The following is a 14,044-nucleotide window of genomic DNA, read 5'->3' as shown; positions in this document are numbered from 1 at the left end:
GCCAACTTACACAAGATTTACACAGGCTTTACCCAGTCCTTACGATGCATTGGCGTTTTTGTTATTTATCTGTTTGTTATTTATTTATTTTTTTAGGAGTGGGGATAGAGGAGCTTAAACCAGTAGGGTTGATATCGTCACTATGACAAATCGCTTTGGAAACAGACGCTGCAGCTTTTTGCTGATAGCGCATAAACCGCCTCATATCAGTGGCAACTCGCATCGGCATTAAGCCTTGTTTTTGCGCTTGCTTACGTGAATTATTGATGAGACTAATGACTTGTTTAATTTCTAACGATGTCACCGAATCTCGTGCCCCCTCAGCCATACCGTATATTGCTTCAGCAATAATCAACGGGTTAAAAGAATAACTACTGTCCACAGGCGGGATAGCCATATAGGTCTCATAATACGCATCCATCACTTTGCGATATTCAGTCAACGCCTGAGCTATGGCCTCACTGTCATCTTCGCTAAACCCATCTTGGTGTATCAATGTTAACAGCGGATAGTAAAGCGGCTCATCAGCATAACACGTCGCCTGATTTAACCCGTGAGAAGTAGCATTTTTTGCGACCGTTTGTTTGCCCTTTTTGGATTTAGGGCCGGTAGATAATTTGGCGTTATTACGATTGGCTAATAACTTTTCAGGACTGATGGTCGATAGCATCGGCTTTATTCTTCGAACTGTGTTCAAGTGAGTGCTCTCGTTGTTGTCTTACTTCGTCTGTCAGCTGCTGTATTTCTAAGTCTAGGCGTTTGAGCATGCGTTTTTTAATATCAACCGCATCTAAGCCTTTTTGTAGGTGTCGTAAGTTTTGGATATGGCGTGTAATAATGGTATCCAAATCATCAATCTTATCCATGCGCGCTAACATTGCTTTAGCCCGCAACGTACTCAACGTCATACCGCGTTTATCCATTATTTCTTCAAATCGTGCATACCGTTCAGGCTCATTGTCCTTGACATCATGACCTTGCAGAATTTGCTTTATCGTATGGGTGGTGGCTTCAACATAATCTTTATCGAGAAAATGGAGGGTCTTCACTAACTCTTCACCCATAGCATAACAAATGATTTCTTCTTTATCATTGTTATGTTGTTTTATCCAAAACAAACACTCCGCTATTTGCTCTATGAGCACAACAGACAATGCAGACGGGGTATCCATTTCATTGAGTAATGATTCAAACACAATATCAAACTGTGCTTGATGCTGCGGTTGTAACTTCACCGTTCTTAAGGTGGTGAGCTTTTGAAGCTTTTTGTTATTCGTCATGAGAAGACTGCTTATCAAGGTGTAATATCACACCGGGGTTTTTAAGGGGGTCGCCGATGAATTGGATGCCTTGGGATTCTAAGGCGTTTTTTATCTTAATTATATTTTGAAGATTAGCATTAGGTATTCCTTGCCCCATTTCATACCTTCTAATAGTAGTGCCACCGACACTGCTTATTTTTGATAATTCAGCTGCACTTATACCCAAAATAGCTCTAGCTGCTTTAATTTGCTCAACACTGATTGACATAATTCCACTAATGGAATAAAATATTCCATATTAAAGGTTTTTATATGAGTATTTATACATGATTGAAGAGCTTTTCACAAAACTAAATGGTGCCATGGCAAAAAATACCATTCGTGCTTATCGAAGTGACTATAACGATTATGCCAAATGGTGCCTAAGAGAGGGTGTTGAGCCATTAAATGAAAAGCCCCAACAAATGTATGCATATATCGAGAATTTAGCGCATACGTGCTGTACCGCGACAATTAATCGACGCATCGCATGTTTATCTTCTATTTTCAAATTTTTAGGACTCAAAGATACGACCAAGGATACGGATATTTATTTATTGATGAAGAAAATAAGACGTCAGAAGGGTTCAGCCCAAACACAAGCCGAGCCGTTAACAAAAGATTTGATTGATAAATTATGGGGCTTCTGTGGAATGGGCTTAAAACGTGATCGTAACCATATTTTATTATTGCTAGGTCATCAAACCATGCGTCGACGCTCTGAACTATGTCAATTCAGGTTTGAGGATATCAAGGTATTACCAGGACAGCGATACGGTATTCAATTACGCTTTAGTAAAACGGACCAAATGGGGCGAGGAAAAACACTGCCCATTACGAGTGAGTTATATGAGATGTTAAAACAGTGGCAAGCAAAGGTAGGCAATGGATTGATATTAAGGGGAATAATCAGAAATAAATTTATTACTGAATCACTAGCCCCATCGAGCGTGAATAGAATATTACAAGAGATACAAGCTAAGAGTGACATTCATACTGAAGTGAAACTGTCAGGGCATTCATTTCGGGTGGGAGGAGCATTAGATTTATTGATGCAAGGCACACCAATAGAAAAGATCATGTTACGAGGAGGATGGCATAGCGAATCTTCAGTGATTCGCTATTTACAATCTTGGGATATGATGGAGTAATAAATAAAGATAGTGGAAATATAACAATATTCTAAAATTTATAATTAAACTAAATAAGCTCAAAGTTAGCGCTATTCAACCGCACACAACAAATGCCGGTATATCCCTTTAAATTTAAGGACTTTCTGCGCCCAGCCCGCAGGAGACTGAAAAATGTCAATTTAAGTGCCGTTGAGACAGTGTGAACTGAGATAAAAAGCGATAAAACTCATGACCGGCACATGCAAAATGAGAAGGATAGCGATGGTTTACTCTCATATATAGGATTTGACCCGCAACTGACCCGTCGTGTCTATGTTGGAGCTTCCCTAACAGGTGTAATAGATTAATCAAATCAAGACAAAATGTCATAACAAACTGTGAACTTCGTTAGCTAAAGGCTGGCTGTTATTTCGCTTTAACTTGCTCTGTCATCATCAATGGTGATAAAGAGTTTTTTCTCTGAATATTGAAACGCTTGAAACCCATAGCGTTCATAAAAGAATTTTGCCCCATCTTTGATGTCAACGATAACAACAGAAAAGCGACACTGTCACTCGCCATAGACTTTAGCTTCCCTTTATCTAACATGCATAATCGTCACGTCTTTCGGACAGATAGCTTTAACTTCATCCAACAACTGACGCTTTACCCTCTTATCTAACGTCGACTCGAGCTCATAAGACCTGTCAAAGTGATTTTGAATTGCATTTTTCTAGCATTAGTGACTAAAACAATCTCTTTGGCACCGGCTTTCACACAATCATCAACAATATATCGAATCAGAGGCTTATCGACTAACGGTAACATCTCTTTAAAAATAGCTTTTGTTGCGGGTAATATGCGAGTTCCCAAGCCAGCAACCGGAATGACAACTTTCATAACAATCCGTAAACTATACTTAAAAAAATTAGCCCAAAAAAGGCTAGGCTTTTAAAACAATAATTACTTTGTATTTTGCCTATGGATTACATATCATTACCGAAAATATCTCTGGTATACACTTTATCTTCAACATCAAGTAATTCTTCAGCCATACGGTTTGAAACAATAACATCAGCTTTCGACTTAAAGGTGGACAAATCTTTTTCTACATGAGAATGAAAAAATTCAGTTTCCTCTAAAACTGGTTCATAAACGATTACCTCAATACCTTTGGCCTTAATACGTTTCATGATCCCTTGTATTGATGACGCCCTAAAGTTGTCTGATCCACTTTTCATAATCAAACGATATATACCAACAACTTTCGGACTCTTTGAAATAATTGAGTCAGCAACAAAATCTTTACGGGTTGTATTTGCATCAACGATAGCACTTATCAAAGAGTTGGGGACATCAGCATAATTAGCACGAAGCTGTTTAGTATCTTTTGGTAAACAATACCCGCCATAACCAAATGATGGATTATTGTAATGGCTACCAATACGTGGGTCTAATCCAACCCCTGCGATAATTTGGCCACAATTCAAGCCGTGCGACTCTGCGTAGGAATCAAGTTCATTAAAATAAGCAACTCGCATAGCTAGATAAGTATTAGAAAACAGCTTTATAGCTTCAGCTTCTGTGCTGTCAGTAAACAATACATCAATATTTTCTTTTTCAGCACCTTGAACTAATAACTGAGCAAATTTTTCTGCACGCGCACTTCTTTCACCAACAATGATTCTTGAAGGATTTAAATTGTCATGAAGTGCTGTACCTTCACGTAAGAATTCAGGCGAAAATATAATATTTGAAGTTGAGTACTTCTCTCTTACACTTTTAGTAAAACCAACTGGCACTGTAGATTTGATTACCATCACTGCTGAAGGGTTTATTGCCATTACATCTTTGATCACAACTTCTACAGATGATGTATTAAAATAATTTGTCTCAACATCATAATCGGTAGGAGTTGAGATGATGACATATTCAGCGTCTTCGTAAGCTAACTGCCTATCAAGAGTTGCCTTAAAATTTAGAACCTTACTAGTCAAAAATCTTTCGATTTCAGCATCAACTATTGGGGAGATTTTCATATTAAGCATATCAACTTTTTCAGCAATAATATCAACTGCTACTACTTCATGGTTTTGAGCCAGAAGCATTGAATTCGATAAACCTACGTAACCTGTACCAGCAACTGCAATTTTCATTAGTATCTATCTTCCAACTATATATTATTTAGGTTTAACTGCGTCACCAGAACCGCTACCAGTGACGGTCATCATGATATACTTAAAATACTGTTTCACAGTTAAGCTATCAATCATCTGCTTGTCCGTTTTGGCTAGCAATGAAGGCGTTGACATATCAATGTTTTGAACTTGAGCTAACCCAGTAACACCCGGCAAAACACCATAAACGCCTAAAGCATCGCGCTCTTTAATTAACTCTTCTTGGTTAAATAAATTTGGACGTGGACCAACCAGACTCATTTCACCTTTAACAACGTTAATCAACTGCGGTAGCTCATCAATCTTTGTTTTGCGTAGAAAGTTTCCTAACTTTGTAATTGACGCATTATTGGCTAAATGGCTTGCAACTGACTTTGTTTCAACAGACATTGTACGAAATTTGATCAGTCTAAATGCTTTTTTATTTTTCCCAACTCGAGTTTGGATAAAAATTGGGGAACCAGTATCGAATAAACCAATAATAATGAAAAAAAGCAAAATAGGCCAAAGAAGCAATAAACCTAGGAAGGCAGCAACAAAATCGATAAATCTAGTCATATTAAGAACACTCATTTTTTTTGCTTTAGAAAAGACATAGACTCTTCCATTGAATATGGAGGAGTCCAATCTAGAATTTCAAATAGATTCGACGAATTAACTTCGAGATTTCCAAACAGTTGTTCTATCATCTTTGTTTTTCCAAACAGTTTACCTGCAAATAGCATTAAAAATAGCGGTACTGGTAATTGGATTAAATTAGTTCCGATCCCTTTTGATATTGCATTAGTAAAATCTTTAATCGATACACGTTGAGAATCTGAAGGTAAGAATGTATGACCTGCTGCAGCTGGATGAGAAGAGCAGACCAGTATTAAATCAGCTAAATTTTGCACAGAAATAAAATCACGACTGTTGTTAATAGACCCAAAAGGCAAAACTGGTGTTTTTTGTATAAGTCTTACTAATGAACCAAAATTTCCAGGGGCATTTGGACCATAAACGAGAGGCGGTCTAATAATAACTAACTCCATTCCTGTCTTTTTAGAAATTGCTCTTAATCCTATCTCAGCATTATATTTTGATTGTGAAAAATAATTAAAAGGTTTGGGGATTGACTTAGGCGAAAAAGGCTCTTTAGCATTGCTGTATGAACCATTCACACCAATTGTACTAATAAAAACAAACCTTTTAACTCCGGAAATAGCGGCTAGTTTAGCTAAATGTAAAGTCGCTAAGTAGTTACATTCATGAAAATCATTATTATCAACTTTTAACTTATGCGCTAAACCAGCCAGATGCACGACTACATCAATTGACTCAAAAGCACCATCCCAATTAGTTTTCGAGTTTAAATCATCGATAAAAAAATGAGACTTACCATTAGCTTCATGATTATTTCTAACTACATTTCTAAAAGAAAAACTAGATAGACTCTGACCAATAAAACCTGAAGCACCAGTTAGAAGAATATTCATTTAATATATTTAATATAACCTTGAGAAATATGATGTATAAGGAGGCTAATACTCTTTAATTTCGGTAGTTTTAGCACATCACGGTACAAACTCCATTGATAACTTAATAGCTTAAATTTATTTTGCGTCATTCCAGAGTCAACTCTGTATTTAGCAAGTACCTCAGGAATACAAACTGCAAAATCTACTTTTTTTAATATCTTAAGCCATAAAGCAAAATCCTGCCTTTTTCTTATAGTTGGCATATATACTTTACCAATTTCATTTGTATCATAAACAACCGTTAAGCAACCTATACTATTCCTTTTTAATAACTCATCATAACTTACTTTTAACGGGCTATATACTTCTGCACCATCTAATTCACCTGAAAATTTCTGATAATAAGTAAAACAAAAATCTATATTATTATTCAGCATAAATTTAATTTGCTTTTCTAGCTTTGAAGGAAGCCATAGATCATCAGAGTCTAGAAAAGCAATATATCTTCCAGTCGAATTACCTATGGAAACATTTCGAGAAGCTCCTGCTCCAAGGTTTTCTTTATTTCTAAAAATAACTATTCTACTATCTTCTTTAGATTTTTCTAAAAGCCATTCATATGTTCCATCTAAAGAGCAATCATCTGTGACTAACCACTCCCAATTCGAATAACTTTGATTTAAAATTGAAGCATAAGTCTCTCCAATATATTTAATAGAATTGTAAGTTGCAGTTACAATAGATACTTTTATTTCCATATACTTCTCAGTTATAGTTAAAATAAATAAAAATTGATAAAAAAATAGAGAAGAATAAAATAATTATTCGATGAAATTACAAATCATACAAATTAGAAACTTTATGTATGTCCATTGTTTCACTCCATTGATACTCTCCTCGAATATCTTTAAATTTCAACTTGATAATCTCATATTCCTTTGTAGCATAATTAATAGCATCAATTATAGATTGCTCATCACTTCTATCAAAGATAAGTTTACCCAAACCATGCTTCAATAAGAAATCTTTATTTTCACCAACATTGCTTGATATAAAAACTTTACCATATGTCAAAAGAGTATACAGAATACCAGATTGAGTAGCATCCTTGTAGGGTAAAATAAAAACACATTCACGCGAGAGTAAATCTAATAATTCACTATGAGTTAAATAACTATCATTAATATAAATATTATCAAGCAAGCTTAACTTAGCTTTCAATGAATCTAATTTAGAAGACCATTTCCCATATATTTCTACAGGTTGTTCTCTTATATGAGTTAAAAACGTATCTACACCTTTATATTCCTCGACGCGCCCCCAAAATATTATTTTATATTCAAACGGCTTGCTAACATTTGAATTAACACTTAATGATAAATCGATAGGCAGCAAACCATGCTGAATCACTGACGCATCCTTGTGTGAGCCATAGTTCAATACAAAGTTAGCCTTGGTATAATTGCTAACAAACAGTATCTTAGATGATATTATCTTTATTACTTTATATGGAAAATAAACTTTATACCTATAACCATGAGGAACATCATTATGAAAAGTGAAAATCAACTTATCCCTAACAACTATAAAAAGTACTAATTCAAAAAATATAAATACATTCCAAATAAAATGTATCTTTTTGTAAGTATTTCTTTTTAAAAAAATATCCTTCAACATCAAAAAATAATTGTACAACCCATTAATTTTATTAGTAGAACTAGGAGAGATTAAATATTCGTGAAGAGTAACATTTTTAAAAGTTTTAAGTCTATTTATATACTCATAGTTACTATTGCATTTTGAAAAATAAAAATCTATGTGAACGGAATACCTTAACTCATTAATATAAAAAAAATCGTACGGTAACGAATACGAAGATGGATCTACAATTGCCACCCTATCTTTTAGCTGTTTTGTCATATTTAACCTTAATCAACAAATCAAAAATTAGCAAAACAAAAATACTATAAAAAGCACTAGCATTTATTAAGGGATGCTTCACGACAATAATAAATAAAAAAGTGTATAGCAAATACATAAAAGTTAATGAAAGCCTGAACCTTAATGTTACAGCTAAAATAAAATAAGAAAAAAAAGACTTAAGAAAGAGGCCTAAAATACCATAATATCCATAAAACCAGGACCACCAAGGATATAAAACATTTGCTCGGTATCCGTTACCTAAAAACCTAAATTCAAAAACAAATTCAGAATTATAAATAGCGATAGGGTTATCTACAGCCCAACCCATAGATACTATTTTCTCAGAAAACCAGCCTAAGAAAGGAAATAAAGATTTTTCGACCCCGTGTGAAATCTCTATAGCATACTCAGCAAGATAAAAAGAATATGCTTTATATCGAAATAAAGTTTCAAATATTTTGAACAACACTTCCTGTATATTTTCGCCACGCCCTTGAACGACTGTAATTCCAGATGCAATCAAAACTACAAGAAAAACAACAAGAAAAAACTTTAATACAATTTTATAATTAAAACAACGATTTATTATAAACAAAAATACTAAAGGAAAATAAATCAAAAAAATCAAATTGGAACGGGAAAGATAAAATAACATTATTGAAATAACGCCTAAAAAAAATATTAGACGAATTTTTATTGGGTACTTATACAGAACAGAAACAACAAATAGACAATTAAAAAGATTAGGAAGTAGCATATCTAAATAACCAGCACTAACAGAATTTAAAAGCCCTTCTCTATTATAACCATTCAATATTACTAAACTGAGATTTTTATATGTCCCATAAACTAGGTAAACGACTAATAAGACAAATACAAAGTAAAACTTACAAACAAAATCAAGATATTTTGTTCTAAAAACAGCATCTAATTGTAATATCTTTTTCTTATTAACTATAAAAAAAATAACAATAACAAACATAGTCATAAAGTAATCGACTGTACTTAACATTACTATGTTTATATTAATCAGTGCAGAAAACGGTAATATGTATAAAAAAATAACGGAAAAAACATACAATAAAAATGGTATGATGAATGGAGAAAGAGGTAATTTCTTACTAATATTTTTTGTAGTATGCTTAAGTACCTCCATATCTACCTAAATATCCTGACTGGTGGCAATGTAATTTTTATATTAGTAGCTCGCATCCCAATAATTTTTGCCTTATCCCCCATCAAAACACTATTTTCTTTATAACTCCCTTTAACAATACTATTCGCCGCAATAATACTATTTTCTAATATACACGTATTAGGTAAAATGGTTACTCTATTTGCTATCCAACAGTTATCACCTACAGTTACTATACCGGCACGACTTGCATGATTTGAATCGTTAGGATCATGCTCAAGAGACCATATATTTACTTGAGGAGCAATATCAACATTGACACCGATTTCAATCCCTCCTCCTCGTCCGTCAAGTATCGAGTCAAAATTGATATTAGTATTAGCACCTATCTTAACTCTTCTTATATCTAATATTTTTACACCTAACCCAATTGATGCCTGCTCACTTATCTTACCTCTAGAAAAAGCGGAATAAAAAAACATACGGAAACGTCTAGATGGTATTTTATTAAGTATGTGATTAATGAAATAAAATACACATCCTTTTAGAAATTCATTCATTCTAAAAAACCTTATTTTTATAAAAAACTAACACCTTTAATAAGTAACCTAAATATCCTGAGACCACACCAAAGTGTTTTATAGCTATTTCCCTATATTCTTTGTATCCCTCTAACCTGTTTCGGTCACTAACTCCACCATCTCTCTGAGTTGCTATAAACTTTTCCAACTTAATATAATTAGATGATTTCAAGCCTCTCATTAGCAGCTCTACATCCATACCGATACGATATTTAGTATCGAACAAACCGTATTTTTTATAGTAAGATTTTGTAACAAAAGAAGAACAATGACTAAAGGGTACGCTTATACACCAACTAATATTATTATCGTTTTTTACTTCCTTTCTTCCATTTACAGTAATCTTATTAGTATTACCAAAAAAGACATTTTCTGTTTTCTCATTTTCAATATAACTACTAACAATCGAACTAAATGAATCAGCTTCATAATAATCGTCAGCATTTATCAAGCCGATAATCTCACCCGAACAGCATCGTATCCCTTTATTGAAAGCATCACTTATCCCGGAGTCACCTTCACTCACCCAATAGTCAATACTATTATCATATTTCCTTAATATATTTAGAGTATTATCAGCGGAGCCACCATCAATAATTATATACTCCACGTTATCGTAATTTTGATTCAACACACTAAGAATAGTTTCCTCGATATGTTCTTGCCCGTTATACACTATTGTTACAATTGATACTAAAGGTTTACCGTCAACTGAAGACTTAAAGCTTCCAGATAATCTTAGCCCTCCTTCAGCTAATCTTTGTTTATTTTCCGGTAAGAAATTAATTGATTGATATTTATCATGACTTGATTTTTCAATAATAGGTATGTTTGTAGATAACAATTTAGTCGTGCTGTATTTCGAATTTCTAAAAAGTACGTTACTCATTTAACAAACCTCTATAGACCTCAATATATTTCTCTGCAACTACTTTACTATCAAATTTACTCACTACTTTCTTTCTAGCTTCAATACAAAGCTCACTATAAGATTCGTTATTAAGTACCCATTCAATACCGGCAGCTAAATCTTCAGTGTCTGAAGGTGCAGCAAGGTAACCATTAACTTTATGGTCAACAATATCAAGGAGCCCTGTATGGCGAAATGAAACTACAGGGGTACCACACGCCATTGACTCGCTAGCAGTCTGCCCAAAAGCCTCTTGTCGTGATGGAACAACCATAACATCAACACTACAATAAAGTGATATAAGACTTACATCATCATGCAAACTACCCACATAAATAACTTCACAATCAAAGACAGGTGGGTTTAATGGTCTGGTTGCACCGAAAACAACAAATGCAACATTTCTTGTATCAATATTTTTTAGTGTATCTATTAACTCACTAAAACCTTTTCTAGGGTCATTTGTAGATCCTATAGCGCCAAAAAGAATCAGTTTTTTGTTAGAAGGCAGGCCCCATAAACGTCTTGATAACAGCTTATCATGTCCTCTAAATAGTGTTGTATCTATTGGATTTGGTAAAGTTAAAACAGTTCTATTTTTTAACAACTGACTTTGTTCAGCACACCCCTGAAGCCATTTACTTACACCAATAACGGTTAAACTACTAACATTTGCAAAAGCGCGACTTTTTCTTTTTAAAATAACTCTACTTAAATCATGTGAGAATCTACTATTCAAAACAGGGCAATTACCACAATTGTCTTTGTATAAACCACAGTCATCATCATAATGACATCCACCAGTAAACATCCACATATCATGTAAAGACCATACAATCTTTGATTTTATTTTAGATAAATCCTCAAGCCTAAGCATTCCTGAGTTTATCCAATGTAAATGAACAATATCTGGGTTTAATTTATTTATTTGATTAACTAAATTCCCCGAGAACACCCAAGAAGTGCTAAATAAGGTTGCTGATTTATCTTTATAACGCTTAAGAGGTAATGAGTCTAAAGTTGGTCTCAATTTATTAAATGCTCTGTCAAATTTTGAGATTGGTCCTACTACTGAAAAATCGTCACTCATTTTGTTTTGAACTAACATGGTACTGTCAACATTTTTCATAAGTAAAGATTGATGTAGTCGATAAGCGGCTCTAGCTGCACCTCCACTTATATCCGTTGAATTAACAATCAAAACTCTCATTTAATGACATTCCTTTTAACTATAATTCTAGCAATTTTATTAACAACTCTTTTGAAATATGTTTTTCTTGTTAGCTTGTAAAATGATTTTATTCTCTCAAGTGCTACAACATTTTCAATCATACTATTTTCAAAATTAACATTTAAATTAGAGTTAAGTTTATTCGTATATGATTCACTAACGCCACAATGTATCCCAGAACCATCCAGGCCTATATTATTGACATACGTAGTAGTTGGATTTAGACATAACCCCCTATTCTTGAAAATACACGCGTACCAATAAATTGCCCATGTATTAATCTTATTTTCTTTATTTGCAAGAATTTGGCTCCAAAAATTCTCATAGCCATTTAAATTGAACTCTATAATTTCATCATTTGAAAAAGATTCGATCAACTTATCTGTGTTTTTCTCGAAGTGTTCCCAACGGTCACTCCAAGTCGACCAGCCCCAGCAATTCATTGTTCGCCATAAGAACGTATCAGGAAGACCTGAAACTTCTATTGGATAATTCCATCCACTAATATGCCAAACATCTTTTTTATCTGAATAAAATTCTAATGCTGAATTCATATATGTTAAAAAGTAAGGACTGGTAACTAAATCATCCTCAAGGACAATAACTCTTCCATATATTCCGACAATCTCAGACACCCCTGAGATAATTGAATTTGCCAAACCAACATTTCTAATTTGCTTTACAACTTTAACCTTCTTAAAGCCAGTTATGTTGCATATCAACTTTCTAACTTCATCGACTGATTCTCTTTTCGAGGAGTCCTTCGCTTCATCTGCATAAATAAATAATTCGCTTTCTAATGCAAGAATATTTTTTTGTAAAGCTTGTATTGTCTTTAATGTATGTTCGGGTCTATTGTAAACAAATAGTACTATAGGAGCTAAATCTTTCAAAATTGAATACCTAATTTTCTAAAAGGAAAAAGCAAAGCATTTGTATGTAAAACGAACGTTCTTCTAGACTTCCTATTAACTACGTTAAATAAATAACAAGCAAATATCTGAGATAACAACGTCGCTACTGCTGCGCCATATATTCCATACATAGGGATTAATACAAAATTTAATAATATATTTAAAATTGCACCAAAAAGTGTCCTATAGAGTGAGTATTTTTGTAGACCTTCTACAATAAACCACTTACTACTTGCTACTCCTAAAAAGACAAAAACTGATGACCAAATATGAATCATCAATACTTTTCCTGCTTGAACAAATTCTTTTCCATACAATAAATCAATCACCCAATCACTTAAAAAAGTCATTGGTATTGCAATAGCGATTGCCATCCATGCCATTAAGTCATAAAGTTTTTGTATACGTGAGTAATATAGTTCTTTAGATATCTTTTTTGCATTAATTATCGCTGGGAATAACGAAGATGAGATAACCACTGGAATAAAATACCACGCTTCACTTAATCTCACTGCAGCTGCATATTTACCAACTTCAACACTGCCAAGCATATGATTAATCATTATTTGATCCATTTTCATATACATTGAAACAACTAATCCACTTAAAATTAGAGGCCAACTATCATTCAACAATGATTTAGCCAAACCCTTATCAAAAGTCCAATCTAAGAAAGATAATTTATTTTTAACGTAATAATAAATCAAACCACTTGCCAAAACTAAACTATCGAATAGAATAACGAAAGCAAATGCTATTAAAGGGGCTTTGTTTAAAATTAAAATTACTTTTATTAATGAAGATAGTAAAAGAGATAATATATTAATATAAACCACATATTTACTTAATACTTTACTTTGGAAATAGAAGTCTATGATATTAAAGCTTTGAAATACCGTTGAAGATGCAATAATAAAAATAAGTAAATTTGTTTTGTAATCACTTGCTTGAAAAAATATTGATACCGCGAGTAAAAACAGCACAAAAATAGCACCAAAAAACTTTAGAACAAATGCTGTACCTAAAAGCTTATCCCTGTCCCCGCTACCTTTTACCAACTCCCTTATGACTATACCGTCTAACCCCAAAGTCGTAAAAGTTGCAAACAGCGCAACAAAACTTTGAGCATAACTAAATAAACCAAATTGCTCTGGGCCTAGGTATCTTGCAACCCAAATTCCAACAAAGAGACCGAGTGACATTCTTAATAATTTTTCACCAAGAAGCCACGAAGTGTTATTAAAGTACCTAACAACACCATAATTTTTTTTATACTTTTTGATGTTTCTGAATATTTCCATCG

Annotated in this window: 15 protein-coding genes and 2 pseudogenes; 1 reads left to right on the top strand and 16 read right to left on the bottom strand. The window is 33.5% G+C overall.

The features are described from left to right. Positions 1-76: 76 nt before the first annotated feature. The 3 genes from G2999_RS06685 to G2999_RS06675 are packed head-to-tail and all read right to left on the bottom strand — an operon-like array spanning position 77 to position 1,530. Positions 77-670 carry a hypothetical protein gene (locus G2999_RS06685; protein WP_010180009.1) on the bottom strand — a complete coding sequence of 198 codons (594 nt, stop codon included), beginning with the start codon at positions 668-670 and terminating at the stop codon, positions 77-79. Then, a complete protein-coding gene (locus tag G2999_RS06680) occupies positions 648-1,280 on the bottom strand; it encodes a hypothetical protein (protein WP_010180008.1) in 633 nt (210 codons plus the stop codon). The genes G2999_RS06685 and G2999_RS06680 overlap by 23 nt, the downstream gene beginning before the upstream one ends. After that, positions 1,270-1,530, bottom strand: coding sequence for a helix-turn-helix domain-containing protein (locus tag G2999_RS06675; protein WP_010180007.1), 261 nt, complete (start codon positions 1,528-1,530; stop codon positions 1,270-1,272). The genes G2999_RS06680 and G2999_RS06675 overlap by 11 nt, the downstream gene beginning before the upstream one ends. Positions 1,531-1,588: 58 nt before the next feature. Between G2999_RS06675 and G2999_RS06670 the strand changes: the two genes are divergently transcribed. Beyond that, on the top strand, positions 1,589-2,452 hold the full coding sequence (locus G2999_RS06670) for a tyrosine-type recombinase/integrase (protein WP_010180006.1): 864 nt from the start codon (positions 1,589-1,591) through the stop codon (positions 2,450-2,452). A gap of 397 nt (positions 2,453-2,849) precedes the next feature. Here G2999_RS06670 and G2999_RS06665 read toward each other — a convergent pair. The 13 genes and pseudogenes from G2999_RS06665 to G2999_RS12050 form a co-directional block, all read right to left on the bottom strand. Beyond that, positions 2,850-2,992, bottom strand: a pseudogene (locus tag G2999_RS06665) (GNAT family N-acetyltransferase); the annotation flags it as partial. Positions 2,993-3,014: 22 nt separating this feature from the next. Further along, positions 3,015-3,313, bottom strand: a pseudogene (locus G2999_RS12060) (sugar phosphate nucleotidyltransferase); the annotation flags it as partial. Between the two features lie 86 nt (positions 3,314-3,399). Further along, positions 3,400-4,569, bottom strand: a complete 1,170-nt coding sequence (locus G2999_RS06655; protein WP_010180003.1) for a nucleotide sugar dehydrogenase — start codon at positions 4,567-4,569, stop codon at positions 3,400-3,402. A 24-nt stretch (positions 4,570-4,593) separates the two neighbouring features. Beyond that, complete coding sequence (locus G2999_RS06650) at positions 4,594-5,148, bottom strand: sugar transferase (protein ID WP_029257429.1); 555 nt, start codon at positions 5,146-5,148, stop codon at positions 4,594-4,596. An 11-nt stretch (positions 5,149-5,159) separates the two neighbouring features. Further along, on the bottom strand, positions 5,160-6,065 hold the full coding sequence (locus G2999_RS06645) for an NAD-dependent epimerase/dehydratase family protein (protein ID WP_010180001.1): 906 nt from the start codon (positions 6,063-6,065) through the stop codon (positions 5,160-5,162). After that, a complete protein-coding gene (locus G2999_RS06640) occupies positions 6,062-6,805 on the bottom strand; it encodes a glycosyltransferase family 2 protein (protein WP_010180000.1) in 744 nt (247 codons plus the stop codon). The genes G2999_RS06645 and G2999_RS06640 overlap by 4 nt, the downstream gene beginning before the upstream one ends. 76 nt (positions 6,806-6,881) lie before the next feature. Further along, the gene (locus G2999_RS06635) at positions 6,882-7,967 is read right to left on the bottom strand and encodes a glycosyltransferase (protein ID WP_010179999.1); all 1,086 of its coding nucleotides are present in this window, start codon (positions 7,965-7,967) and stop codon (positions 6,882-6,884) included. Beyond that, complete coding sequence (locus G2999_RS06630) at positions 7,945-9,126, bottom strand: O-antigen polymerase (protein WP_010179998.1); 1,182 nt, start codon at positions 9,124-9,126, stop codon at positions 7,945-7,947. Before G2999_RS06630 ends, G2999_RS06635 begins: the two co-directional genes overlap by 23 nt. A gap of 2 nt (positions 9,127-9,128) precedes the next feature. Then, positions 9,129-9,665, bottom strand: a complete 537-nt coding sequence (locus G2999_RS06625; RefSeq protein WP_010179997.1) for an acyltransferase — start codon at positions 9,663-9,665, stop codon at positions 9,129-9,131. A gap of 1 nt (position 9,666) precedes the next feature. Continuing rightward, positions 9,667-10,575 carry a glycosyltransferase family 2 protein gene (locus tag G2999_RS06620; protein WP_010179995.1) on the bottom strand — a complete coding sequence of 303 codons (909 nt, stop codon included), beginning with the start codon at positions 10,573-10,575 and terminating at the stop codon, positions 9,667-9,669. Continuing rightward, positions 10,568-11,806 carry a glycosyltransferase family 4 protein gene (locus tag G2999_RS06615; protein ID WP_010179993.1) on the bottom strand — a complete coding sequence of 413 codons (1,239 nt, stop codon included), beginning with the start codon at positions 11,804-11,806 and terminating at the stop codon, positions 10,568-10,570. Before G2999_RS06615 ends, G2999_RS06620 begins: the two co-directional genes overlap by 8 nt. Further along, entirely contained in the window at positions 11,803-12,720 is a 918-nt protein-coding gene (locus tag G2999_RS12055) for a glycosyltransferase (protein WP_010179991.1), read from the bottom strand. The genes G2999_RS06615 and G2999_RS12055 overlap by 4 nt, the downstream gene beginning before the upstream one ends. After that, positions 12,717-14,042, bottom strand: a complete 1,326-nt coding sequence (locus G2999_RS12050) for a flippase (protein ID WP_010179989.1) — start codon at positions 14,040-14,042, stop codon at positions 12,717-12,719. The genes G2999_RS12055 and G2999_RS12050 overlap by 4 nt, the downstream gene beginning before the upstream one ends. Positions 14,043-14,044: the final 2 nt, after the last annotated feature.

Origin of the sequence: Glaciecola sp. HTCC2999, from assembly GCF_000155775.1 — a bacterium.
Lineage (GTDB): Bacteria > Pseudomonadota > Gammaproteobacteria > Enterobacterales > Alteromonadaceae > Opacimonas.
The sequence above is the reverse complement of the archived record's forward strand: the minus strand, read 5'-3'. Positions and strand labels throughout refer to the sequence as shown.